The 21,725-nt window shown below is 68.6% G+C and carries 23 protein-coding genes; 10 read left to right on the top strand and 13 right to left on the bottom strand.

Going from position 1 to position 21,725, the window contains the following annotated elements:
• The first annotated feature begins 122 nt into the window (after positions 1-122).
• Both aspS and ACWFRJ_RS28640 read left to right on the top strand, forming a co-directional pair.
• Positions 123-1,907, top strand: a complete 1,785-nt coding sequence (aspS, locus tag ACWFRJ_RS28635; RefSeq protein ID WP_453536929.1) for an aspartate--tRNA ligase — start codon at positions 123-125, stop codon at positions 1,905-1,907.
• Positions 1,908-2,032: 125 nt separating this feature from the next.
• Complete coding sequence (locus tag ACWFRJ_RS28640) at positions 2,033-2,947, top strand: intradiol ring-cleavage dioxygenase (protein ID WP_453536932.1); 915 nt, start codon at positions 2,033-2,035, stop codon at positions 2,945-2,947.
• Positions 2,948-2,996: 49 nt separating this feature from the next.
• Here ACWFRJ_RS28640 and ACWFRJ_RS28645 read toward each other — a convergent pair whose 3' ends face one another.
• Together ACWFRJ_RS28645 and ACWFRJ_RS28650 are read right to left on the bottom strand one after the other, a co-directional pair.
• Positions 2,997-3,281: a hypothetical protein gene (locus tag ACWFRJ_RS28645; protein ID WP_453536935.1), complete on the bottom strand. Its 285-nt coding sequence runs from the start codon at positions 3,279-3,281 to the stop codon at positions 2,997-2,999.
• A gap of 84 nt (positions 3,282-3,365) precedes the next feature.
• Positions 3,366-3,815 carry an ATP-binding protein gene (locus ACWFRJ_RS28650; protein WP_453536938.1) on the bottom strand — a complete coding sequence of 150 codons (450 nt, stop codon included), beginning with the start codon at positions 3,813-3,815 and terminating at the stop codon, positions 3,366-3,368.
• A 250-nt stretch (positions 3,816-4,065) separates the two neighbouring features.
• On the opposite strand from ACWFRJ_RS28650, the gene ACWFRJ_RS28655 reads away from it, so the two are divergent.
• Genes ACWFRJ_RS28655 through ACWFRJ_RS28665 form a run of 3 tightly spaced genes read left to right on the top strand, consistent with a single transcriptional unit; the run spans position 4,066 to position 5,294 of the window.
• Complete coding sequence (locus tag ACWFRJ_RS28655; RefSeq protein ID WP_453536940.1) at positions 4,066-4,917, top strand: helix-turn-helix domain-containing protein; 852 nt, start codon at positions 4,066-4,068, stop codon at positions 4,915-4,917.
• A 3-nt stretch (positions 4,918-4,920) separates the two neighbouring features.
• A complete protein-coding gene (locus ACWFRJ_RS28660; RefSeq protein ID WP_453536943.1) occupies positions 4,921-5,103 on the top strand; it encodes a DUF397 domain-containing protein in 183 nt (60 codons plus the stop codon).
• Positions 5,104-5,108: 5 nt separating this feature from the next.
• The gene (locus tag ACWFRJ_RS28665) at positions 5,109-5,294 is read left to right on the top strand and encodes a DUF397 domain-containing protein (protein WP_453536946.1); all 186 of its coding nucleotides are present in this window, start codon (positions 5,109-5,111) and stop codon (positions 5,292-5,294) included.
• A 101-nt stretch (positions 5,295-5,395) separates the two neighbouring features.
• Here the strand turns inward: ACWFRJ_RS28665 and ACWFRJ_RS28670 are convergent, their stop codons facing one another.
• The 4 genes from ACWFRJ_RS28670 to ACWFRJ_RS28685 form a co-directional block, all read right to left on the bottom strand.
• Complete coding sequence (locus ACWFRJ_RS28670; protein ID WP_453537645.1) at positions 5,396-6,166, bottom strand: ArsR/SmtB family transcription factor; 771 nt, start codon at positions 6,164-6,166, stop codon at positions 5,396-5,398.
• A gap of 97 nt (positions 6,167-6,263) precedes the next feature.
• A complete protein-coding gene (locus ACWFRJ_RS28675) occupies positions 6,264-6,854 on the bottom strand; it encodes a DinB family protein (protein WP_453536949.1) in 591 nt (196 codons plus the stop codon).
• Between the two features lie 26 nt (positions 6,855-6,880).
• Entirely contained in the window at positions 6,881-7,219 is a 339-nt protein-coding gene (locus ACWFRJ_RS28680; protein ID WP_453536952.1) for a MerR family transcriptional regulator, read from the bottom strand.
• 575 nt (positions 7,220-7,794) lie between these two features.
• The gene (locus ACWFRJ_RS28685) at positions 7,795-8,679 is read right to left on the bottom strand and encodes an NAD(P)-dependent oxidoreductase (RefSeq protein ID WP_453536955.1); all 885 of its coding nucleotides are present in this window, start codon (positions 8,677-8,679) and stop codon (positions 7,795-7,797) included.
• Positions 8,680-8,801: 122 nt separating this feature from the next.
• Here ACWFRJ_RS28685 and ACWFRJ_RS28690 point away from each other — a divergent pair, with 122 nt between their 5' ends.
• Positions 8,802-9,401, top strand: coding sequence for a TetR/AcrR family transcriptional regulator (locus ACWFRJ_RS28690; protein ID WP_453536958.1), 600 nt, complete (start codon positions 8,802-8,804; stop codon positions 9,399-9,401).
• 29 nt (positions 9,402-9,430) lie between these two features.
• Here the strand turns inward: ACWFRJ_RS28690 and ACWFRJ_RS28695 are convergent, their stop codons facing one another.
• The 3 genes from ACWFRJ_RS28695 to ACWFRJ_RS28705 form a co-directional block, all read right to left on the bottom strand.
• Positions 9,431-9,616, bottom strand: a complete 186-nt coding sequence (locus ACWFRJ_RS28695) for a hypothetical protein (RefSeq protein WP_453536961.1) — start codon at positions 9,614-9,616, stop codon at positions 9,431-9,433.
• Between the two features lie 208 nt (positions 9,617-9,824).
• A complete protein-coding gene (gene metG / locus ACWFRJ_RS28700) occupies positions 9,825-11,459 on the bottom strand; it encodes a methionine--tRNA ligase (protein ID WP_453536964.1) in 1,635 nt (544 codons plus the stop codon).
• A 95-nt stretch (positions 11,460-11,554) separates the two neighbouring features.
• Positions 11,555-12,523, bottom strand: coding sequence for a VWA domain-containing protein (locus ACWFRJ_RS28705; RefSeq protein WP_453536967.1), 969 nt, complete (start codon positions 12,521-12,523; stop codon positions 11,555-11,557).
• A 1,022-nt stretch (positions 12,524-13,545) separates the two neighbouring features.
• Between ACWFRJ_RS28705 and ACWFRJ_RS28710 the strand changes: the two genes are divergently transcribed.
• Positions 13,546-15,648: a PhoX family protein gene (locus ACWFRJ_RS28710; protein WP_453536970.1), complete on the top strand. Its 2,103-nt coding sequence runs from the start codon at positions 13,546-13,548 to the stop codon at positions 15,646-15,648.
• Positions 15,649-15,741: 93 nt separating this feature from the next.
• Here ACWFRJ_RS28710 and ACWFRJ_RS28715 read toward each other — a convergent pair whose 3' ends face one another.
• The gene (locus ACWFRJ_RS28715; RefSeq protein WP_453536975.1) at positions 15,742-16,560 is read right to left on the bottom strand and encodes a hypothetical protein; all 819 of its coding nucleotides are present in this window, start codon (positions 16,558-16,560) and stop codon (positions 15,742-15,744) included.
• 268 nt (positions 16,561-16,828) lie between these two features.
• Positions 16,829-17,767: a LysR family transcriptional regulator gene (locus tag ACWFRJ_RS28720; protein WP_453536978.1), complete on the bottom strand. Its 939-nt coding sequence runs from the start codon at positions 17,765-17,767 to the stop codon at positions 16,829-16,831.
• A 221-nt stretch (positions 17,768-17,988) separates the two neighbouring features.
• Here ACWFRJ_RS28720 and snpA point away from each other — a divergent pair, with 221 nt between their 5' ends.
• Positions 17,989-18,654, top strand: coding sequence for a snapalysin (gene snpA, locus ACWFRJ_RS28725; RefSeq protein ID WP_453536981.1), 666 nt, complete (start codon positions 17,989-17,991; stop codon positions 18,652-18,654).
• Positions 18,655-18,788: 134 nt separating this feature from the next.
• Here the strand turns inward: snpA and ACWFRJ_RS28730 are convergent, their stop codons facing one another.
• Both ACWFRJ_RS28730 and ACWFRJ_RS28735 read right to left on the bottom strand, forming a co-directional pair.
• Positions 18,789-19,154: a hypothetical protein gene (locus tag ACWFRJ_RS28730; protein ID WP_453536984.1), complete on the bottom strand. Its 366-nt coding sequence runs from the start codon at positions 19,152-19,154 to the stop codon at positions 18,789-18,791.
• Between the two features lie 24 nt (positions 19,155-19,178).
• The gene (locus tag ACWFRJ_RS28735) at positions 19,179-19,622 is read right to left on the bottom strand and encodes an SH3 domain-containing protein (protein ID WP_453536987.1); all 444 of its coding nucleotides are present in this window, start codon (positions 19,620-19,622) and stop codon (positions 19,179-19,181) included.
• 153 nt (positions 19,623-19,775) lie between these two features.
• Here ACWFRJ_RS28735 and ACWFRJ_RS28740 point away from each other — a divergent pair, with 153 nt between their 5' ends.
• Both ACWFRJ_RS28740 and ACWFRJ_RS28745 read left to right on the top strand, forming a co-directional pair.
• Positions 19,776-20,828 carry an ATP-binding cassette domain-containing protein gene (locus tag ACWFRJ_RS28740; protein ID WP_453536990.1) on the top strand — a complete coding sequence of 351 codons (1,053 nt, stop codon included), beginning with the start codon at positions 19,776-19,778 and terminating at the stop codon, positions 20,826-20,828.
• Positions 20,825-21,676, top strand: a complete 852-nt coding sequence (locus tag ACWFRJ_RS28745) for an ABC transporter permease (RefSeq protein WP_453536993.1) — start codon at positions 20,825-20,827, stop codon at positions 21,674-21,676. The genes ACWFRJ_RS28740 and ACWFRJ_RS28745 overlap by 4 nt, the downstream gene beginning before the upstream one ends.
• Positions 21,677-21,725: the final 49 nt, after the last annotated feature.

The raw sequence follows: 21,725 nt of genomic DNA on the forward strand, positions 1-21,725 counted from the left end.
CCCTTTCAGGGTGGTCCGGGGATTAATCCGGAAAGCGATCTCCGCCCGGACGGTAGCCTTGGGCCCTGCCTGCTCTCTCCCCTATACGCGAACCCCTATACGCGAAGACTGGATGAACGAAGATGCATCGGTACAGGTCCCACACCTGCGGCGAGCTCCGCGCCTCTGACGTCGGCTCCGACGTCCGGCTGAGCGGCTGGCTGCACAATCGCCGAGACCTGGGCGGCATCCTCTTCATCGATCTGCGCGACCACTACGGGATCACGCAGCTGGTGGCCCGCCCCGGCACCGCTGCCGCCGAGACGCTCGACAAGCTCTCCAAGGAGACGGTCGTCCGTATCGACGGCAAGGTCGTCTCGCGCGGCACGGAGAACGTGAACCCCGAGCTGCCCACCGGTGAGATCGAGATCGAGGCCGCCGAGGTCGAGGTGCTCGGCGCCGCCCAGCAGATCCCCTTCACGATCAACGCGGACGACGGCGTGAACGAGGAGCGGCGCCTGGAGTACCGCTTCCTGGACCTGCGTCGCGAGCGCATGCACCGCAACATCATGCTGCGCTCGTCCGTCATCGCCTCGATCCGCTCGAAGATGGTGGCCCTCGGCTTCAACGAGATGGCGACGCCGATCCTCGCCGCGACGTCCCCCGAGGGCGCCCGCGACTTCGTCGTGCCGTCCCGCCTGAACCCGGGCAAGTTCTACGCCCTGCCGCAGGCCCCGCAGCAGTTCAAGCAGCTGCTCATGATCTCGGGCTTCGACCGCTACTTCCAGATCGCGCCGTGTTTCCGCGACGAGGACGCGCGCGCCGACCGCTCGCCGGGCGAGTTCTACCAGCTCGACGTCGAGATGAGCTTCGTGGAGCAGGAAGACGTCTTCCAGCCCATCGAGAAGCTGATGACGGAGATCTTCACGGAGTTCGGCAACGGCCGCGAGGTCACGTCCCCGTTCCCGCGCATCCCGTTCCGGGAATCCATGCTGAAGTACGGCAACGACAAGCCCGACCTGCGCGCGAAGCTCGAACTGACCGACATCACGGACATCTTCGAGGCCTCCGAGTTCAAGGCGTTCGCGGGCAAGCACGTGCGCGCCCTCCCGGTGCCGGACACGGCGTCGCAGTCCCGCAAGTTCTTCGACGGCCTCGGTGACTACGCGGTCGAGCAGGGCGCGAAGGGCCTGGCCTGGGTGCGCGTCGCCGAGGACGGTTCGCTGACGGGCCCGATCGCGAAGTTCCTGACGGAGGCGAACGTAGAGGAACTGACCAAGCGCCTCTCCCTCGCCCCCGGCCACGCGGTCTTCTTCGGCGCGGGCGAGTTCGACGAGGTCTCGAAGATCATGAGCGCGGTGCGCGTCGAAGCCGCCAAGCGCGCCGGGCACTTCGAAGAGGGCGTCTTCCGCTTCTGCTGGATCGTCGACTTCCCGATGTACGAGAAGGACGAGGACACCGGCAAGATCGACTTCTCCCACAACCCCTTCTCGATGCCCCAGGGCGGCATGAAGGACCTGGAGGAGAAGGACCCCCTCGACATCCTCGCCTGGCAGTACGACATCGTCTGCAACGGCATCGAGCTGTCCTCCGGCGCCATCCGTAACCACGAGCCCGAGGTCATGCTCAAGGCCTTCGAGATCGCGGGCTACGCGGCCGAGACCGTCGAGCAGGAGTTCGCGGGCATGCTCCGCGCCTTCCGCCTCGGCGCCCCGCCGCACGGTGGCATCGCCCCCGGCGTCGACCGCATCGTCATGCTCCTCGCGGACGAGCCGAACATCCGCGAGACGATCGCGTTCCCGCTGAACGGCAACGCGCAGGACCTGATGATGGGCGCGCCCTCCGAGCTGGAGGAGAGCAGGTTGCGCGAGCTGAACATCCAGCTGCGCAAGCCGGTTGCCTCCGGCAAGGGTGAGGCGGACAAGTAGTAGCGCTGGTCGCTGAGTCGGGCCCGGAACCTATCCTGATCGGAATAGGTTCCGGGCCCTCTTGCTGTGCGCAGCCACAGTCGACGCACATGTTCCTGACAGGCGGGGTGCTTAGCGTCCGGGGCATGACAGAGAAGAGCGATACGCACCCGGAGAAACCCCAAGGCCCCGCCCACAAACGGGACTTGACGCGTCGTAAGGTCGTTCTCGCCACCGGGGCCGCGGTGGCGGCGGTCGGGGTGGGCGGCGCGGTGGCGGCGAGCGCGTCGGCCTCCGCGTCCGCGGAGGGGGTGGAGGCCTCGTCCGCCGAGACCTGCTACCGCCTGACCGGCGAAACGACCGAGGGCCCGTACTACATAGACGCCGACAAGATCCGCAAGAACATCACGGAGGACAGACAGGGCATCCCCTTCACCCTGCGCCTCAAGGTGATCGACTCCGACACGTGCAAGCCGCTGAAGCGAGCGGCCGTGGACATCTGGCACTGCGACGCGCTGGGGATCTACTCGGGGTACGAGGCGATGAGCGGCGGCGGTGGCGGCACCCCGCCGACGGACGCACCGACCGGCCCCCCGCCGTCGGGAGAACCGGGCGACCCGGGTGGCCCGGGTGGCGGCGGTGGCCACCAGGAGCCCACGGACGACGAGCGCTACCTGCGGGGCACGCAACTCACGGACAAGCACGGTTACGTGGAGTTCCGCACGGTCTTCCCCGGCTGGTACCAGGGCCGAGCCGTGCACATCCACACCAAGGTCCACGTGGGCGGCAAGCTGACCGACACCGGCTACGAGGGCGGCCACGCCTGTCACACGGGCCAGTTCTTCTTCGCGGAGACGGCGGTGCTGGCCTCGGCCGAGGTGACCCCGTACTCCACGAGCACGACGACGCGCACGACGCTGGACGAGGACACGATCTACGGAGGCGGCGGCACACAGGACGGCCTCCTGAAACTGAAGTACCGCAAGGGGCACATCGAGAAGGGCGTCATCGGATCGATCACGATGGGCGTGGACCCGGACGAGACGCAGGACGGGACGTAGGGGCGGGAGCGGCGAGGGGCCCGGGGTCTGTCGACCCCGGGCCCGGACGTCAGCCCTCTTCCTCTTCCGGGACGAACAGGCTTTCCGCGTCGCTGACGGTGATGGCCCGGTCGCGCCAGCGGGCGAGGGTGTCGAGGTCGGTGCAGGTGGTGATGCGTTCGCGCGCGTCGTCAGGGAGGGGGACGCGGCGTTGTTCGAGGATGCGCAGGATGGTGACGACCCGCTCTTCGGCGATGCCCTCGGCAAGGCCTTCAGCGATGCCTTCGGCCTTCCCTTCGAGGTATGCCGTCTCGCGGACCGTGCCCCGCCCGGGGAAATAGGTGACGAACCCCATCAGCTTTCTCCAGTTCTCTCCGGCCGGGGTCTCCCCCAGGCACACTTCGATCAGGTCGCACTCTTTCGAGTGCGGATGAAACGTTCACGCCGCCGAGGTCAGCTCACACCAGACGAACTTGCCGTTGCTGCGGGGTAGTTGGGCGGGCCCGAGGGCGTACCAGCCCCACTCGTCCGCGCACCCTCGCACCAGGTCGAGTCCCCGCCCCGCCTCGGCGAGCACGCCTGCCGGTGGCGTCGGTTGGGGTGGCGTGGGGTCGGCGTCCCACACCCCGATGCGGAGCACGCCGTGGGCCCAGCGGATGCGGAGAGCTGCCGGGCCCTTCGTGTGCTGCACCGCGTTCGCGACCAGCTCCGTCGCCACGAGTTCCGCCACTTCGGCGAGGTGGGGGCGGCCGTGTATCGCCAGGATCAGACGGAGGGTGCGGCGGCAGATGGTGACGGAGCGGGGGTCGTTGGGGACGTAGAGGCTGTACTCCCAGGGCTGGGAGGTGCCTCCGTCTGTCGTTGCAGATGCGGATGCGGATGCGGACATGGCGAACTCCGATACATGCGGAGGGAGTTGACGTGCGTGGCGCCCTGCGGGCGGCGGTGGCTGTGTCGCGGCCGCCATGGCATGGCGGTGCGGTGCGCTTCCGGGTTCCCGGGGATCGCTACGGGTGGTCGACGCAGTACAGAACGTAAGGCATTAATTTCTGCCACTGCAACTCCCTCGCGTAATCTGACCCCGTAAGAGGGACGCCAACAGGGCCGACAGCCAGCTCTGTTGAGAGGAAGAGGGCCGCATGCCTCCCAGGAGTCAGCCGACCGCACGCCAGGTGCGACTCGGTGCTGAGCTGCGCCGAATGAGGGACGCTGCCGGGATGACCGCCAAGGAGGTGGCCCAGTTTCTGGGCTCGACCTCGGCTCAGATGAGCCAGATGGAGGCGGGGATCGCAGGGGTCAGCGAGCAGCGCGTGCGGAGTCTCGCGGCGCACTATGCCTGTGGGGACGAGGCGTTGATCGATGCGCTGGTTGCCATGGCGGTGGACCGGACGCGGGGTTGGTGGGAGGAGTACCGGGAGGTACTGCCCCCTGTGTTCCTCGACTTGGCGGAACTGGAGCACTTCGCGACCTTCATGCAGGTCGTGGGCACGGCGCATGTGCCGGGGCTGCTGCAGACCGACGATTACGCGCGTGCGGTGCTCTCATACCGGGTTCCGGAACTTCCGGAGACTGAGCTGGAGCCGAGGGTGGCGCATCGTGTGCGACGCAGGTCGGTTCTATCCCGCGAAGGCGCGGTTTCGTTCGAGGCAGTGCTGCATGAGTCCGTGCTGCGTACGCGCGTTGCCGACAGGCGGGTCGCTCGCGAGCAACTGGATGAGCTACTACGACAGTCGGAGCGTCCGAACGTCTCCGTGCGGGTGATCCCGTTTGACGTGGACGGGTTCGCTGGCGCCAGCTCGATGATGCTGTACGCGGGCGGTTCAGTGGAGGCGTTGGACACTGTTCAGCGTGACGCGCCGTACGGCACAGCGTTGCTTGATGCGCCTGCTCAACTCCTGGCCATGCGAACACTCTTCCGTAAGGTGGAGGCAGTATCGCTTGAGCCCGCCAAGTCGCGCGAGTTCATCCACCGTGTGGCGAAGGAACTGTAAGACGTGATCCCGTGGCAGAAGTCGTCGTTCTCCGGCCCCGGCGACGGCAACGAATGCGTGGAGCTGGCCGCTCCTAGCGGCAGCTTGCTGCTCCGCGAGAGCGACGACCCCACCCGGGTGCTGACAGCCACCCCGGAAGGCCTCGCGGCCCTCATACGTCATGTCCGGGTGGCCGGGCGGAGTTGATCAGTATGGGGACGGCCGCATGGCAGAAGTCGTCGTTCTCCGGCGGAGGCGATGGCAACGAGTGCCTGGAACTGGCGCTCCCCAACGGCGCGTTGCTCCTCCGCGAGAGCGACGCCCCCGCCCGTGTGCTGACAGCCACCCCGGCGGGACTCGCAGCGCTGATGCGCCACATACGGGCCGAGGCCCCCTGACCCACGGCATCCTCCCCCCCCGAAGGGGCCGACTGCAGAAAAGTCCCGCCGCTCTCCGCCCCTCCTCGGCGTGTCGTGGGACTTTCCTGCAACCCCCCTGGCTAGTGGCCCGGGACCAGCCACGGCTCCTCCGGGAGCGGGGAGCCCGTCTCCAGGAGGGACTTGAGGTTCGAGAGGACCGCCGGCCAGCCCGAACCCACGTCCTCCCGCTCCTTCTCGCTCGCTAGGTTCTCGTGCGTCACCGTCAGGCGCACGATCCCGCCGTGCGGCTCGATGTCGTACGTGACCTGGGAGGGATCGGCCGAGCCGGGGGGCGTGTTCGGGTACGCCCACGTCGTCACCAGGCGCTTCGGCGGGGTCGCCTCCACCACCTCGCCCACCACGTCCGCGATGCCCGAGCCGTCCGTCCGCTGGTGCTCCCAGGTGGAGCCCTGCTTCCAGTCGGAGACGTTGGCGTGGCCCCAGTACGCGGCTGTCAGCTCCGCGTCGGTCAGGGCGTGCCAGACCTTTTCCGGGGTGCTCTCGATGTAGGTGACGTAGACGTACGTCGGCTTTGTGGTGGTCATGGCGGCCTCCGCCTGTTGTTTGAGGGTGCTGAGTGCTCGTAGACGCGGGTCCTCGAACTTGTCGATCCATCGTTCCTGGATCTCGTGCAGAGGCACGGGATTCAGGTAGTGGAGCTTTTCGCGCCCTCGCCGCACCGTGCTGACCAGGTTCGCTGCCTCCAGAAGGGCCAGGTGCTGGGTGGCCGACTGGCGCGTCATCGACACGCGGTCGGCCAGCTCGCCCAGCGTCTGGCCGTTGTGGGCGTGGAGCTGGTCAAGGAGATAGCGGCGGGTGGGGTCGGCCAGGGCCTTGAAGACCTGGTTCACCTTGTCGACCCCACTGCCTGCTTCGGGGCTCGGGCTCTCGCTCGTACTCACCTCTCCATCATGCAGGTATTTGCCTGCATGTCAAAGGTGGGAGGCCCTACATTCCCGTCGCGCCGTCGATCCGCTCCCTCAGCAGATCCGCGTGCCCGTTGTGCCGCGCGTACTCCGCGATCATGTTGATCAGGATCCTGCGGAGCGAGATCGGCTCACCCGTGGACCTGCGGGTGCCCGTCACGTCCAGCGACTCCGCCGCCTCCACGTTCCGGCGCGAGCGCTCGCACTCCGCGTGCCACACCGCGAACGCCTCCCCGGCGTCGCCCGCCAGGTCGCCGAAGTCCTGGTCCGGGGCGTCGTCGGAGTAGTACAGCAACGGGACTTCCTCACCCGTCAGTTGGATGCGGAACCACCAGCGCTCGACCCCCGCCAGATGCCGCACCAGGCCGTGCAGCGACATCCCGGACGGTTCCACCGAGCGCTCGGACAGCTGCTCCTGCGTCAGCCCGGCGCACTTGAGCTCGAAGGTCGCCCGGTGCCAGTCCAGGGATGCCGTCAGCGCCTCCCGCTCGCCACCCGTGTTCGGCGGGGGCTCGCGGGTGTCGCCGGTCCAACGGGGTGCGTAATGTTGGGGAGTTGGCGCAATCTGATCGTGCCCGGTGTCAGTCGTGCGCGCGAGTCTGGCAGTCCGCACTGACAGTCGCCGTCAGCTCAGCCGTCTCAGACCGCGGTGGTGGGGTGTGCGGTTCCGTCCGTGCGGCGGTATTCGGCGTTGATGCGCTGAGCTTCCTCGAGCTGGTCCTCGAGGATGACGATGCGGCAGGCGGCCTCGATGGGGGTGCCCTGGTCGACGAGTTCCCTGGCGCGGGCGGCGATGCGCAACTGGTAGCGGGAGTAACGCCGGTGGCCGCCATCGGAGCGCAGCGGGGTGATCAGGCGGGCTTCGCCGATGGCGCGCAGGAAGCCCTGGGTGGTGCCGAGCATCTCGGCGGCCCGGCCCATGGTGTAGGCGGGGTAATCGTCGTCATCGAGACGGTCGAACGAGTCGCCTGCTGTCATCTGCACCTCTCTGGAACACGCGTGGAGGGGCCCGGGTGCTGTGTGCACCCGGGCCCCGAAGGAACTGCTACACCATCTGCCGGCCTTGATCTTGATACTGCGCCGGCCTTCTGTGTCCGCTGACCCGACCTGGAAGTCGTCGGGATTGCGGGGATCGCGGTTGCTTGACCGGAGACCACCTCACTATCGATGTCCTGCGGTACCCGGGCTCAAGATTTCCGCCCGGGCGATCCTGATGGCGCCTGGCTCCTCCGTTCTTCCCTCTTGGATCACTTGCTGCGGTTACTGCGGTTCTGCTTGCGGCGGCCCCTGATCACTGCGGGCCACCCGGTCCGGTCGTCAGTCCCGTCGCCGTCCTGCAACAGCCCTGGCTTCGGAACTCCACCACCGCACCGTCCTACGTACTGCACTTGCGGGTACTGCTGCCCGGCAGTTCGTCCCTGCCGGGCCCTGCTCGATCTCGGCTACAAGAGAAACAGTAACCACACCACTGGCCAATGTCTACTCCAGCCAACATAGATTTCCGTGTGTTCGACAGTGAGGTAGTCGGAGCGGGGAAAGTCCGCATCGCGGTGTCATCTGTTGTCTTGGGATGTCACGCCCAGCAGCCCCACGATGCTGGAGAAGCTGTCCGCCCCGTGTCCCGCCTCCATCCCGCGCCGGAACAGGTCCGCCACCGCCGACGGCAGCGCCGCGTCCACGCCCGCGTCGGTGTGGGTGTCCACCACGTGTTCCATGCTGGCCAGGCCCATGGCGAGGCGGTCCACGTCGCCCTCGTGGTTGCCCGCGTCGATGCGTGACGAGTAGAAGGACAGGAACTCCGGCATCCCGGTCATGTTCAGGGAGGCGTACGGGAGGATGTCCGTCGCCGACAGGCCGTTGGCCTTCGCGAGGGCGACCGCGTACCAGTAGCTGGAGACGCTCGTCCAGAAGATGACCATGTTGAGCTGGTACATCAGCGCCGCCAGGCCCGCGTCCTCGCCCCGGTAGTCCGTCTCGCCCGTCAGTACCTCAAGGGTCGCGCGGTGCTTGTCGTACGCCTCGCGCGGGCCGCTGTAGAAGGTCGAGGACTCCGGCTTCCCGATGCCGCTCGGCGGGACGAGCACGCCGCCGGTCAGGTGGGCGGCGCCGTGGCCTGCGGCCCAGGTCGCCGCCTCGCGGGCCTTGTTCGGGGTGTCCGAGCTGAGGTTGACGATGGCCCGGCCGGGCAGCGCGGCCGCTGCCGGTTCGAGGGCCGCGTACACCGCGTCGTAGTCCGTGAGGCTCAGGATCACCAGCTCGTTGGCGGCGACCGCCTCCTCGGGGGTGGCGGCGAGTATCGCGCCCCGCTCCACCAGGTCGTCCGCGCGGGACGCGGTGCGGTTCCAGAGGGTGACCTGGTGGCCCTTGTCGAGCAGCGTCGTCGCCATCGCGTGGCCCATGGGGCCCAGGCCGATGAGGGTGAGAGGGGTGGCGTTCATGTGAGTCCTCCTGGGGCAGACTGGCTCAGATGTCTAGAACGAGCGCTCTATCTAGAGAGTGAGGAGAACGTAGCACGCCTCTGGAGCGAACGCTCTAATTAGTGGCGGGGTATGCTCGCCGCATGGCTCAGACCAACGCCGTCGGAACCCGCGACCGCATCGTCATCGCCGCCGCACGGCTGCTGCAGCGGCAGGGGTATGTCGGTACCGGCATCAAGCAGATCGCGAAGGAAGCGGAGGCCACGCTCGGGTCCGTCTACCACTTCTTCCCTGGTGGGAAGGAGGCCGTCGCCGTGGCCGCGATCACCTACAGCGGTGAGGAGTTCGCCGAGGTGCTGAGGGACGGACTCGCTGCCGCCGACGACCCGGGCGCCGCGATCCAGGCCTGTGTCGCGGAACTCGCCGTGGGGCTGCGGGAGTCCGGATGGGTCGACGGGTGTCCCGTCACCGCCGCGGCCCTGGAGACGTTGGGCGTGGACGGGTCCGAGATCCAGCGGGTCTGTGCTGCCGCGCTGGGGAGTTGGGAGCGGCTCGTCGAGGAGAAGCTGCTCGGGTCCGGCTTTGCCGCCGGGGACGCGCGGGAGTTGGCGACCACGGTGATCAGCGCCCTTGAGGGGGCCGAGGTCACCGCCCAGGTCACCCGCAGCGAGGAGCCGCTACGGGCGGTGGGGCGTCAGTTGGCGCGGCTCGTGGGGTCGTACGAGGGTGAGGCTGCCGGATGAAGCTGCTGCGGTCGGGTGTGCGGTGTAGGTCACGCAGCCGAGGAGTGTGTTGCCGCGGCTGACGTCGCCTCGGCCCACTCCGCCACGAGCTTCTCGTACTCAAGGTGTTGCTCGGGGCGCAGATACCCGCCCGTACTCAGCCAGAGCGCGCGTATCTCCTCGTTCACCTCGGCCGCTGAGCGCGGCCGGGCCGGGGTGTCGGGAGTCGTGGTCATAGAGTGAAGCGTACGTATGAAGATGTGAAGACGGCGTGAGTTCTGGTCGAATGTGATCGGTATCGCTATTTGACCCGCATGAATCAGCCAAGTTGGGCAAGAAGAAGGGGCCCGCGAGGTGAATCGCGAGCCCCTTCAGCGTAGTTCAGTGCAACTTAAGGTCGTCGGAGTCGGCCGATTGCTGCCGTTTACGACTGCTTACTACCGCTTACGACTGCTTCGGCTCCTCGAGGCGCGGGAACAGCACCGCACCCTTCGTCACCGTCGCCCCCACCGGCAGCTGCCCCCACGTACCCGCGTCCTGGACCTTCTGCTCGGCGAGCGCGCCGAGCGAGGCCTCCGCGCCGAGCGAGTCCCACAGCTTCTGCGAGGTCTCCGGCATGATCGAGTTCAGCAGGACGGCCACCGCGCGCAGCGAATCCGCCGCCGTGTAGAGGATCGTCGCCAGGCGGGCCTTGCCCTCAGGGGACTCGTCCTTGGCCACCTTCCACGGCTCCTGCTCCGTGATGTAGCCGTTGACCTGCTTGACGAAGGCGAAGACCGCCAGGATGCCGGCCTGGAAGTCCAGCTCCTCGCCGATCTTCAGGTCGGCCGTGGCGACCGCCTTGGCGAGACCCTCCTGGACCGCCTGCTCGGCGGCACCGGGCGACGTCGCCTCGGGAAGCGCGCCGCCGAAGTACTTGCCGACCATGGCCGCCACGCGCGATGCGAGGTTTCCGTAGTCGTTCGCCAGCTCGCTCGTGTAGCGGGCGGAGAAGTCCTCCCAGGAGAACGAGCCGTCCTGGCCGAACGAGATGGCACGCAGGAAGTACCAGCGGTACGCGTCCACGCCGAAGTGCGAGGTGAGGTCCTGCGGCTTGATGCCCGTCAGGTTCGACTTCGACATCTTCTCGCCGCCGACCATCAGCCAGCCGTTCGCCGCGATACGGCCGGGCAGCGGGAGGCCCTGCGCCATCAGCATCGCGGGCCAGATGACCGCGTGGAAGCGGAGGATGTCCTTGCCGACCAGGTGGACGTCGGCGGGGAAAGTTGTCTTGAACTTCTCCTCGTCCGCTCCATAGCCGACGGCCGTGGCGTAGTTGAGGAGCGCGTCGACCCAGACGTAGATGACGTGCTTGTCGTCCCACGGGACCTTGACGCCCCAGTCGAACGTCGAGCGCGAGATGGAGAGGTCCTGAAGGCCCTGCTTGACGAAGTTCACGACCTCGTTGCGGGCCGACTCCGGCTGGATGAACTCGGGGTGGGCCGCGTAGTGCTCGAGGAGCTTGGGGCCGTACTCGCTCAGCTTGAAGAAGTAGTTCTCCTCCTTGAGGAGCTCCACCGGCTTCTTGTGGATGGGGCAGAGCTTCTGGCCCTCGAACTCGCCCCCGGCCTCGCCGTCGATCAGGTCGCCGGGGAGTTTGTACTCCTCGCAGCCCACGCAGTACGGGCCTTCGTAGCCGCCCTTGTAGATCTCGCCCTTGTCGTGGAGATCCTGGACGAACTCCTGCACGCGGTCCGTGTGGCGCTTCTCCGTCGTACGGATGAAGTCGTCGTTCGCGATGTTCAGGTGCTCCCAGAGAGGCCGCCAGGCCTCATCCACGAGCTTGTCGCACCACTCCTGTGGCGTGACGTTGTTCGCTTCGGCAGTGCGCATGATCTTCTGACCGTGCTCGTCCGTGCCGGTGAGGTACCACACCTTCTCGCCGCGCTGACGGTGCCAGCGCGTGAGCACGTCCCCTGCAACGGTCGTGTAGGCGTGGCCCAGGTGAGGAGCGTCGTTGACGTAGTAAATGGGGGTCGATACGTAGAACGCCTTTGCGCCTTCGCTCGTCCCCTGCTTCTCGGATCCAGTGGCCGCCATGGTCGAAATCCTAACGGCCATGGAGGGGGCGATTCACCTCGATTCCAGGGGGTGGACCCCAGGAGGTCCACCCCCTGGGGTCCACCCCGTGGGGGTTACGGGCGCCAGGTCGCGAGCAGGCCCTCGTAGAGCTCGGCGTCCGTGAGCTCGCGGGGGGTCGGGCCCGCGTGGAAGAAGGCCGCGTTCTCCGCCTTCAGCTTGCGGAGGTAGTCGAAGCCCTTCGCCTCGTGCTCGCCGAATGCGACGAACTGGAAGAAGAGGGGGTGCTTGGCCGCGTCCGTGAGGGCCTGGTTGGCGGGGCCCTTCGCGTCCGGGGGGCCGTCCGTCTGGAAGACGACGAGGGCGGGGCTGCCCTTGTGGTCCGACTTCTCGTAGTGGGCCACGACCTCTTCGATCGCTGCGTGGTAGCTGGTGCGGCCCATGCGGCCCGCTGCCGCGTGCAGCTCGTCGATACGGCCCTCGTGCTCGGGGAGCGTGAGGGTGCCGGTGCCGTCGATCTCCGTCGAGAAGAAGACGACGTGGACGGAGGGGCCGGAGGGGCCGGTTGCCTCGGGGTCCGTGTGCGCCGCCAGGGCGAGGACCTGCTCGCCCAGGCTCTGGGCGGAGCCGTCCTTGTAGTACGAGCGCATGGATCCTGAGCGGTCCAGTACGAGGTACACGGGGGCGCGGACCCCGGTGAGGTCCCGCTCCTGGAGAGCTGCGCCTGCCGCCTTGTAGGCGGTGGCCAGGCCCGGGGCCTGGGTCTTCAGCTTGGCTGCTGAGAGGGCGGGGCTGCTGGCGGGGCTGCTGGCGGGGACGCCTTCAGCCTCTGCGGCTGCGGGGGCTTGCGGCTCCGCCGGGGGTGCGGGGGCTTCTGCTTCTGCTTCTGCCTCTGCCTCTGCCGGGGGTGCGGTGACTACTGCCTCTGCCTCTGCCGGGGCGACGGGGGCTTGCGGCTCTGCGGGGGGTGCGGTGACTACTGCCTCTGCCTCTGTCGGGGCGACGGAAGCTTCCGGCTCCGCCTGGGCGGCTGTGGCTTCCGCCTCTGCCTTGGCGACCGGCGTTTCCGGCTCCGCCGAGGGCACTGCTACTTCCGCCTCTTCATCCGCACCCGGCGTAGAGGGCTGTGCCCACCCTTCCCCAAGCTCTCGGCTTCGCTCGAGCAGGGGAGACCCCACTCGCCCAGCGGGACGATTGCCCACAGCAGCGGCGGCGGCGGCGTCATCTTCCGCGCCCGCTTCGGGCGAGGCGACAGCGGCGGTGGCAGTGGCCTCTTCCGGCGCGGTTACGGGGGCGGGTGCCTCTTCCGGCTCGGGCTCGGGAGTGGCGGCAGGGGCCTCGGCCTCAGCTTCGGCGGCTGCTGTCGGCTCAGGTTCTGCGGGGGTTTCCTGTTGTGGGCGATTGTCCCGCTCGGCGGGACGGGCGGGCACAACTGACGGCTCTGAGTCAGCGGCGTCGGAAGGAACCGGCTCGGGCTTCGGGGCGACCGCCTCGGCCTCAGTCGCAGGCTCCGGCGTCGGTTCCGGTGACGGGGACGGGACCGTCACCCGCTCGCGGTCGAACGCCGCCGCGACGAGATCGTCGACCGCCGAAGGCGAAGGCTCGGACGACGGTCCCGGAACCGTCGCCTTCGGCTCAGCCGCCGGAGGCACCCGCTCGGACGAGGGCGCCGGCACCGTCGCGGATGCGGAAGCGGATGCGGATGCGGAGGCGGGGGCCGTCTCCGGGGCCTCCGAGGTCTCCGGAGCCTCCGAGGACACTGCCTCAGGCTCCGGAGCCTGGTCCCCCTTGCGTGACGACCGTCCGAACGCATTCCGCAGGACACTCAGAATGCCCATGGGTGCACCCCTTCGCGTGAGTTGATTCCCGATAACCCCTGGCCAGGGCGGACACGTAAGGTTAGCCGCCGCGATAGGCGATCTTGGTGAGGGTCGCCCAACCGTCACCCTTGCCGCGCACGCGCACGTCCCCCGCAGCTCAACTGCCCTATGTGCGCTCCCGGTTCACCTCCCGTTCACTCTCAGGCCGTCGCCCTGCCGACCTCCGCGCCTAGCGTCACGGCGGAATCAAGCCACGCCGAGAGATACGACCACACAACGGAGGAACCGTGCGCAAACTGCTGCCGATCATCACCTCGCACCAGGGGAGCGGCGGCCGTTCCGCCATGACCTGCCGGTTCCGTTGTGGTGACGCCTGCTTCCACGAGGTGCCCAACACCAGCGACAACGAGTACGTCGGCGACGTCATAGCCGGTGCGCTCAGCCGCCGCTCGATGATGCGGGCCGCCGCGGTCGTGACCGTGGCCACCGCCGCGGGCAGCGCCGTCATCGCGGGCCCCGCCGCCCCGGAAGCGGCAGCCGCCGCCGCGTCCGCACCCCAGAAACCGGCGTCGCACAAAAGCAAAAAAGGGGCGCGCGGTCTCCGTTTCACGCCCGTCGCGCCCAACACCGCCGACTCCGTCACGATCCCGGACGGCTACGCCCAGAACGTCGTCATCCGCTGGGGCGAGCCCATCCTCCGCGGCGCCCCCGCCTTCGATCCGGACAAGCAGACCGCGAAGGCGCAGGCCGGACAGTTCGGGTACAACAACGACTTCCTCTCCCTGCTGCCGCTGCACAGCGAGCGCGGGCGTCAGGTCCTCGTGGCCAATCACGAGTACACCGACGAAATCTTGATGTTCAAGGGGTACGACGCCGCGAAGCCCACCCGCGAGCAGGTCGAGATCGCCTGGGCCGCCCACGGCCTCTCCGTCGTGGTCGTCGAGGAAGAGCGCAGGAGCGGCAAGCTGAGCGCCGTCAGCCGCCACCAGCTCAACCGCCGCCTCACCGTCACCAGCGAGTTCCGGCTCACCGGTCCCGCCGCGGGCAGCGAGTACGTCCGTACCAAGGCCGACCCGCGCGGCACCACCGTCCTCGGCACCCTCAACAACTGCGCCGGCGGCACCACCCCGTGGGGCACGACCCTCCACGGCGAGGAGAACTTCAACCAGTACTTCGCCAACGCGGAGAAGGTCACCGACCCGGCCGCCGCAACCCGCCTCAAGCGCTACGGCGTCATAGGTGCCGCCTCCGAGCGCAAGTGGGAGCGGTTCGACGACCGCTTCGACCTCGCCAAGGAGCCCAACGAGGCCAACCGCTTCGGCTGGGTCGTCGAACTCGACCCGTACGACCCCGAATCGACCCCGCGCAAGCGCACCGCGCTCGGCCGCTTCAAGCACGAGGCCGCGCAGCCGCGTCTCACGCACGACGGCCGCCCCGTGGTCTACATGGGCGACGACGAGAAGTTCGACTACTTCTACAAGTTCGTCAGCAGCAAGCGCGTCGCCAAGGGGAAGTCGCGGGCCGCGCACGCGCACAACCTCACCCTTCTCGACGAAGGCACCCTGTACGTCGCCAAGCTGACCGGCGACTCCCCGGCGGGCGACATCGACGGCACGGGCAAGCTGCCCGCCGACGGTGAGTTCGACGGCAGCGGCGTCTGGATCCCGATCGCCACCGCAGGCCCCAAGGGCCACGCCGTCTCGCACGTCGACGGCATGACCGCCGAAGAGGTGTACGTCTTCACGCGCCAGGCCGGTGACAAGGTCGGCGCCACGAAGATGGACCGCCCCGAGGACATCGAGCCGTCCCCGCACACCGGCAAGGTCTACGTCGCGCTCACGAACAACTCCGACCGCGGCAAGGCGGGCAAGGCCGCTGCGGACGAGGCCAACCCGCGCAACCTCAACAAGCACGGGCAGATTCTCGAACTGACCGAGCGGCGGGGCCGCCCTGAGTCGACCACCTTCGCCTGGTCGCTCTTCCTCGTCGCTGGCGACCCCGAGGACCCGGCCACGTATTTCGCGGGCTTCCCCAAGGACAAGGTCAGCCCGATCTCCTGCCCGGACAACGTCGCCTTCGACCCGCACGGCAACCTGTGGATCTCGACGGACGGCAACCAACTGGGTTCGCACGACGGCCTGTTCGGTGTCGCGACCAAGGGTGACCGGCGCGGTGAGCTCAAGCAGTTCCTGACCATGCCGACCGGCGCGGAGACCTGCGGCCCGCTGGTCCAGGACCGCCGCGTACTCGTCTCCGTGCAGCACCCGGGCGAGGTCGACGGCGCGTCCGTCGAGAAGCCCGCGAGCGCGTGGCCCGACGGGGCGGGCAAGATCGTCCGTCCTTCGGTCGTCTCCGTCTGGCGCAAGGACGGCAGCGACATCGGCGTCTGAGCGGTAGCGCGGTAGCGGTAGCGGTACGCGTACGGCGGCGGGGCACCCTCTCCCCAGGGGGTGCCCCGCCGCCGTACCGCCGCTCCCGCTAGCTCAGTTGTCCTGCTTGCGGCGGTACAGCGCGAACCCGAGACCCGCCGCCCCGAGCGCCGCCATGCCGCCGCCCGCCGCAATCAGTGGGGTGCTCTCGCCTGCCGGGTGCACGCCTTCGGCACCGGCCTTGACGCCGCCCTTGGGGACGACCGTGGAACCGGAGCCGGTCTTGCCGTCGACCCAGGACTTGATGGTGCCGTCGGGGTTGAGGACCACGTGCAGACCGTTGTTCTGGCCGGTCGCGGACTTGCCGTTGGCGTCGAGGGTGTCGAGCTTGACGCCCTTGGCGTAGATGTCGGCCTGGTAGTGGTTCTGGCCGAGCTTGTAGATCTTGGCTGTGGAGCCGTCGGCCAGCTTGGCGGTGCGGACGTAGGCTCGCTTGCCGTCGGGCTGCGGCTTGGCGCCCGTCCGGGTGATGGTGCCGTCGGCGGAGAGCGTGAAGGTGCTGCCGTCGATCTTGGTCTTAGACGGGTTGATGTACGCCTTCAGGGAGCCCTTGACGGAGTCGTCGTGGCTGATCTCGGCCTTGGCGCTGCGGGTGGAGGCGTTCACGTCGATCTTCGCGGTCCAGCCCTTGCCGAGGTCGGTCGTGCCCTTGGAGACCCAGCCGCCGGGGACGGGCTTGTCCTGGTCCTGACCCGTCTGGTCTTGACCCGTCTGGTCCTGGTCCGTGGCGCCTGTTCCGTCGTCCGGGGTGATCTGGCCCTGCGGGTTCGGCGGGGTGTCGGCGGCGAAGGCCGCTGTCGTCGGGACGGCGAGGGCGGCGATCGCTCCGGTGGCGACGGCGGCGGTGCGGAAGGTACGGCGGGTGGCGCGCATAGCGAATCCCTTATGACTGGTCGGTCGAACTGTCCGTCTTTATGCCTCTTTGCGGCGGCGACAGGCATGAAGCTACGGGCGCCGTGTGTGCGTCATCCGTAGGGAACGTAACAACCGGCCGCACACGGTCACGCGGAACTGTGAAGGTGGTGAAAGTGCAGGTCAGGGGTGGTGTGGACGAAGGCCATCAGTTGGCAGGGACCTAGGTCACCCGGCTAGGTCGCTCGGCTGGGTCACCTGGCTGGGTCACCCGGTTCGGGCGCCGGGATCACGCCGCTGCCGCCTGCCCCGCGAGCCACTCCCCGTACGCGGGCGCCTGGCGTGCCGCCTCCCAGTACGCGGCCTCCAGTTCCCCGTACACCGCGTCGAGCTCCTTCTCCGTACGGGCGGTCACGAGCAGTCGTACGCCGAGCGGGTCGCCGTGCAACGGCCGGACCACCATGTCGGGTCTCGCGCGCGAGGTCGGCTGGCAGACCGTGACGACCTCGCCGGTGGCGACGAGGGAGGACGCGGTGAGGTAATCGCCGTGCAGGACACGGGGGTTGAGACCGGCCTCGCGAAGGACCCGGAGCAGCCCGTCCCACTCGCCGTCCACCGTCGGGTCCACCATCCAGCGGTCGGCGGCGAGGTCGGTGAGGTGGACGACGGGCTGTGCCGCCGCCGGGTGATCGGCGGAGAGGAAGACGAACTGCGGCTCCCGCTCGACAAGTACGCGCCGCCGCAGCCCTTCCGGAAGCCGCAGCGGACTCCCCTCCACCTCGTGCACGAAGGCCACGTCGAGCTGGCCGCCCGCGACCATCCGCAGCAGCGCGTTCGCGGAGACGTCCATCTGGAGCGAGGTCTCGGTGGCGGGCAGGCGTACGCGGAGGCGGCGCAGCCAGCCCGGTATGGCGACGTTCGCCGTGGAGCCGATGCGTAGCTGCGGGCCCTCGGAGGCGCGGGCGGCGGCGGCCTTGGTCTCGCTGACAAGGGCCCGCATCTCGCTGACGAGGGGGCGGGCGCGGCTGAGGGCGACGCGGCCGAGCGGGGTCGGGCGGCAGCCGGTGCGCTCGCGGGCGAAGAGCTGGCCGCCGATCTCCTGCTCGATGCGGCGCAGCTGAGTCGTCAACGAGGGTTGGCTCATGCCGAGTTGACGTGCAGCCTTGTGCAGGCTGCCGGTATCGGCGATGGCGCACAGCGCGCGGAGGTGCCTCACCTCGAGCTCCATGGCTGTGAGCGTAGAGCGGTGGGCGGCGCCGCACCAGACTCACAAACCCCATGGGAACCGGCTGATTTGGGCACAGGGGGAAGCGCCCGGGAAGTGGGCCGGAAGGCGGGTGATAGCTCGGCGCTATCGCCACTTGCCATCATCCGCAGACGCCCACGGCTACCTGACACTCCCGTTACCGAACCGTTCACCTTTCACAGAACGAGTAGGGAGCCCCCCACATGAACAAGCGTTACCTGTCCGCCGTCGCCGTCCTCGGCCTTGCCGCCGCAGGTCTCGGTTCGACGACCGCGACGGCCGCGACCCCCACCGCGCCGTCCACCACCGCCTCGTACGCCAAGTACGCGGGCTCCGGCGAGGAAGCCGCGGCCAACAAGGCGTTCTTCGAGGCCGTCGTGAAGTCGGTCGCCGAGAAGCGTGCCGCCAACCCCGGCACGAAGCAGGTCACGGTGGTGTACGACGCCTCCGGTGCCCCGACCTTCGCGCAGCAGATAGCCAGCAGCACCTCCATCTGGAACAGCGCGGTGTCCAACGTGAAGCTCCAGGCGGGGAGCAGCGGTGCGAGCTTCGAGTACCGCGAGGGCAACGACTCGCGCGGCTCGTACGCGAGCACGGACGGCCACGGCAACGGGTACGTCTTCCTGGACTACGCCCAGAACCAGCAGTACGACTCGACGCGCGTGACGGCGCACGAGACGGGGCACGTCCTCGGCCTTCCGGACCACTACGAAGGCCCGTGCAGTGAGCTGATGTCCGGCGGCGGTCCCGGCACCTCGTGCACCAACTCGCAGCCGGACGCGAACGAGAAGGCCCAGGTCAACCAGTTGTGGGCCAACGGTCTCGCCAAGGCGATGAAGCAGCTGGACAGAGCGGAGAAGGTCGGCTGAGTCCGGGCCTCCCCCGCTTGACCCGCTGAACCTGCCCTACCTGCCTGCCCCTCACTGTGCCCGTCAGCGCGCTCGGCGCTGACGGGCACAGTGGTGTTCAGGGGTTCTGGGAGCGGCCCTGAGCCCTCACTCACTCACACCGCGAAGACCCCGGCCGCCACCGCGAGCGCCATGACCGTGGACCGCAGGACGGTCGCGTCGCTCAGGCTGTACAGGTAGCCGAACGCGATTCCGGCGAAGCCCGCCCAGGCCGCCGCGCGCAGCTCGCGCGGCAGACCCGGCGCGATCCTGCGCAGGCCCATGAAGACCGCGGCGACGACGACTCCGGCGACGACGCCGAGGAGAACGTTGCCGGTGGTGATGGGCCCCGCGTCGCGCGCCATTCCCGCCGCCCAGACGCCGTAGACGAGGCCCAGGAGCACGGCGGCCGTCGCGATCCTTGTGACGGCGGAGCCGCCGAGCACGTGGGGTACTGATGAGGTGGGTGCCACATGAGCCATGACGATTCCTCCGACTCGGCGGATTCAGTGGTAACGGTTGTAGCCGCCCTGGCACGTGTCCCAGCACGGCTTGTACTCCTTGCAGGGACCCGCGGACCCGCAGCTGGGCACATGCTGGCCGCCGATATCGACGTACGCGGCGCTGGCCCAGCCCTGCACCCCGCCGAGCCAGTACCAGGACGTCTCGCCCCAGACGCTCGTGCCCTGCGTCTCGCACTCGACGCGGTCCTGGCTCTCCGCAGGCAGTCTCGCGACGATCGTGGCGCTGGTGGACGGCATGTCCCGGATCTTCAGGTCGACGGGGGCGACGATCGTCCCCCAGACCACCTCGTGGTCGTTGTGCGCGGGTGGCGCCGAGGCGGATGCCGACGAGGCACCTCCGAGGGAGAGCGCACCCGCGGTCATGAGTGCGGCGGCGAGAGTTCCCAGGGCGGCCGGAGTGGTTCTCAGGGCCGGAGTGGTCCGCATGATCGACCTCCTCGTTCCCCCTGTCCCCCTGTCCCTCTTTTCTCACCTTCCAGCAAACACCCGTTCGGGCGAACGCTCCACCGGACGATGAGTTTGTGCCTCAGGGGCGGTCTGCCTTCGTGACGAACCACTGACGTGGAGAGGGCGTACGACATGAACAGCGTGGCCATCGAGACCGCGGGCCTGGTGAAGACCTTCGGCGACAACCGCGCCGTCGACGGCGTGGACCTCACCATCCCGGCCGGTACGGTCTACGGCCTGCTCGGGCCGAACGGCGCGGGCAAGACCACGACCGTGAAGATGCTCGCCACCCTGCTGCGCCCGGACGGCGGCGACGCCCACGTCTTCGGCCACGACGTCGTGCGCGAGGCCGACGCCGTACGCAGCAAGGTCAGTCTCACCGGTCAGTACGCCTCGGTCGACGAGGACCTGACGGGCACCGAGAATCTGGTGCTCCTCGCCCGCCTCACCGGACACGGCAAGAAGGCGGCGTACGGACGGGCCGGACAGCTTCTGGAAGCCTTCGGTCTTAGCGACGCAGCTGCCCGCCAGGTGAAGAACTACTCCGGCGGCATGCGCCGCCGCATCGACATCGCCGCGTCCATCCTCAACACCCCTGACCTGCTCTTTCTCGACGAACCGACGACAGGCCTCGACCCGCGCAGCCGCAACCAGGTGTGGGACATCGTCCGCGCGGTCGTCGCCCACGGCACGACGGTCCTGCTGACCACGCAGTACCTGGACGAGGCCGACCACCTCGCGTCCCGCATCGCCGTCATCGACGACGGCAAGGTCATCGCCGAGGGCACCAAGGGCGAGCTGAAGTCGTCGGTCGGCGCGGGCTCGGTGCACGTGCGGCTCCGGGACCCGGGGCAGCGGGCCGACGCCGCGTCGCTGCTGCGGCTCGCGCTCGACGCGGAGGTCCAGCTCGAGCCCGATCCGGTCGCCCTCACCGCACGCGTCGGCGATGGCGAGCGGGACGGCGAACGCGACGGCGAGCGTGACGGCGTGGGCGCCGCCGAGAAGGCGTCCCGGGCCCTGGCGGAGCTCGCCCGCGCCGGGATCACCGTCGACAACTTCTCCCTGGGCCAGCCCAGCCTGGACGAGGTCTTCCTCGCCCTGACCGGCGCTCCCCAGCACTCACACGCATCGGGCACGGCGAAGGAAGAGACGAAGGAAGAGGCGAAGGAAGAGGCGAAGGCATGAGCACCGCGACCACCACATCCGAGGCCCAGGACCTGGCGCCCGTAAGGACCGAGTCCCTCGCCGAACTGCTCGTCGCCGGTGACCGGCCGCCGCGCCCCAGTGCGATCTCCGCGTCCCTGACGTTCGGCTGGCGGGCCATGCTCAAGATCAAGCACGTGCCGGAGCAGCTCTTCGACGTGACGGCGTTCCCGATCATGATGGTGCTGATGTACACGTACCTCTTCGGGGGTGCGCTCGCCGGATCGCCGCGCGAGTACATCCAGTACCTGCTGCCCGGCATCCTCGTGATGTCCGTCGTCATGATCACGATGTACACGGGCGTCTCGGTCAACACCGACATCGAGAAGGGCGTCTTCGACCGCTTCCGTACGCTGCCGATCTGGCGCCCGTCGGTGATGGTCGGCTACCTCCTGGGCGACGCCCTGCGCTACGCGATCGCGTCCGTGGTCATGCTGACCGTCGGCATCATCCTGGGCTTCCGCCCCGACGGCGGCGTACTCGGCGTGGTGGGCGGCGTACTGCTCCTGCTCGTCTTCTCCTTCGCCTTCTCCTGGGTGTGGACGATGTTCGGTCTGCTGCTGCGCACCGAGAAGTCGGTGATGGGGGTCAGCATGATGGTGATCTTCCCGCTGACGTTCCTGAGCGACATCTTCGTGAAGCCCGAGACGATGCCGGGCTGGCTGCAGGCCTTCGTCAACAACAACCCCATCACGCATCTCGCGTCGGCGGTCCGCGAGCTGATGGCGGGCGCGGCGCCGGGTTCGTCGCTCGCGTGGGCGCTGGGCTGGGTGGTGCTGCTCGTGGCGGTGTTCGGGCCGGTGACGATGCGGCTCTACAACCGCAAGTAGGAGTTCCTTGCCCCATCTGCACCCGCCCCGGTCGCGCCAGGCGTGACCG

It is taken from the genome of Streptomyces sp. NPDC055239 (genome assembly GCF_053606205.1).

What these genes read in the sequence shown, in the direction of transcription:
- ACWFRJ_RS28650 (WP_453536938.1), bottom strand. Translation starts at nt 3,815, where the DNA reads ATGTCCGCATCCGCATCCGCATCTGCAACGACAGACGGAGGCACCTCC.
- snpA (WP_453536981.1), top strand. Translation starts at nt 17,989, where the DNA reads ATGAACAAGCGTTACCTGTCCGCCGTCGCCGTCCTCGGCCTTGCCGCC.
- ACWFRJ_RS28695 (WP_453536961.1), bottom strand. Translation starts at nt 9,616, where the DNA reads ATGACCACGACTCCCGACACCCCGGCCCGGCCGCGCTCAGCGGCCGAG.
- ACWFRJ_RS28690 (WP_453536958.1), top strand. Translation starts at nt 8,802, where the DNA reads ATGGCTCAGACCAACGCCGTCGGAACCCGCGACCGCATCGTCATCGCC.
- ACWFRJ_RS28720 (WP_453536978.1), bottom strand. Translation starts at nt 17,767, where the DNA reads ATGGAGCTCGAGGTGAGGCACCTCCGCGCGCTGTGCGCCATCGCCGAT.
- metG (WP_453536964.1), bottom strand. Translation starts at nt 11,459, where the DNA reads ATGGCGGCCACTGGATCCGAGAAGCAGGGGACGAGCGAAGGCGCAAAG.
- ACWFRJ_RS28740 (WP_453536990.1), top strand. Translation starts at nt 19,776, where the DNA reads ATGAACAGCGTGGCCATCGAGACCGCGGGCCTGGTGAAGACCTTCGGC.
- ACWFRJ_RS28715 (WP_453536975.1), bottom strand. Translation starts at nt 16,560, where the DNA reads ATGCGCGCCACCCGCCGTACCTTCCGCACCGCCGCCGTCGCCACCGGA.
- ACWFRJ_RS28735 (WP_453536987.1), bottom strand. Translation starts at nt 19,622, where the DNA reads ATGCGGACCACTCCGGCCCTGAGAACCACTCCGGCCGCCCTGGGAACT.
- ACWFRJ_RS28685 (WP_453536955.1), bottom strand. Translation starts at nt 8,679, where the DNA reads ATGAACGCCACCCCTCTCACCCTCATCGGCCTGGGCCCCATGGGCCAC.
- ACWFRJ_RS28680 (WP_453536952.1), bottom strand. Translation starts at nt 7,219, where the DNA reads ATGACAGCAGGCGACTCGTTCGACCGTCTCGATGACGACGATTACCCC.
- ACWFRJ_RS28655 (WP_453536940.1), top strand. Translation starts at nt 4,066, where the DNA reads ATGCCTCCCAGGAGTCAGCCGACCGCACGCCAGGTGCGACTCGGTGCT.
- ACWFRJ_RS28665 (WP_453536946.1), top strand. Translation starts at nt 5,109, where the DNA reads ATGGGGACGGCCGCATGGCAGAAGTCGTCGTTCTCCGGCGGAGGCGAT.
- ACWFRJ_RS28645 (WP_453536935.1), bottom strand. Translation starts at nt 3,281, where the DNA reads ATGGGGTTCGTCACCTATTTCCCCGGGCGGGGCACGGTCCGCGAGACG.
- ACWFRJ_RS28745 (WP_453536993.1), top strand. Translation starts at nt 20,825, where the DNA reads ATGAGCACCGCGACCACCACATCCGAGGCCCAGGACCTGGCGCCCGTA.
- ACWFRJ_RS28730 (WP_453536984.1), bottom strand. Translation starts at nt 19,154, where the DNA reads ATGGCTCATGTGGCACCCACCTCATCAGTACCCCACGTGCTCGGCGGC.
- aspS (WP_453536929.1), top strand. Translation starts at nt 123, where the DNA reads ATGCATCGGTACAGGTCCCACACCTGCGGCGAGCTCCGCGCCTCTGAC.
- ACWFRJ_RS28640 (WP_453536932.1), top strand. Translation starts at nt 2,033, where the DNA reads ATGACAGAGAAGAGCGATACGCACCCGGAGAAACCCCAAGGCCCCGCC.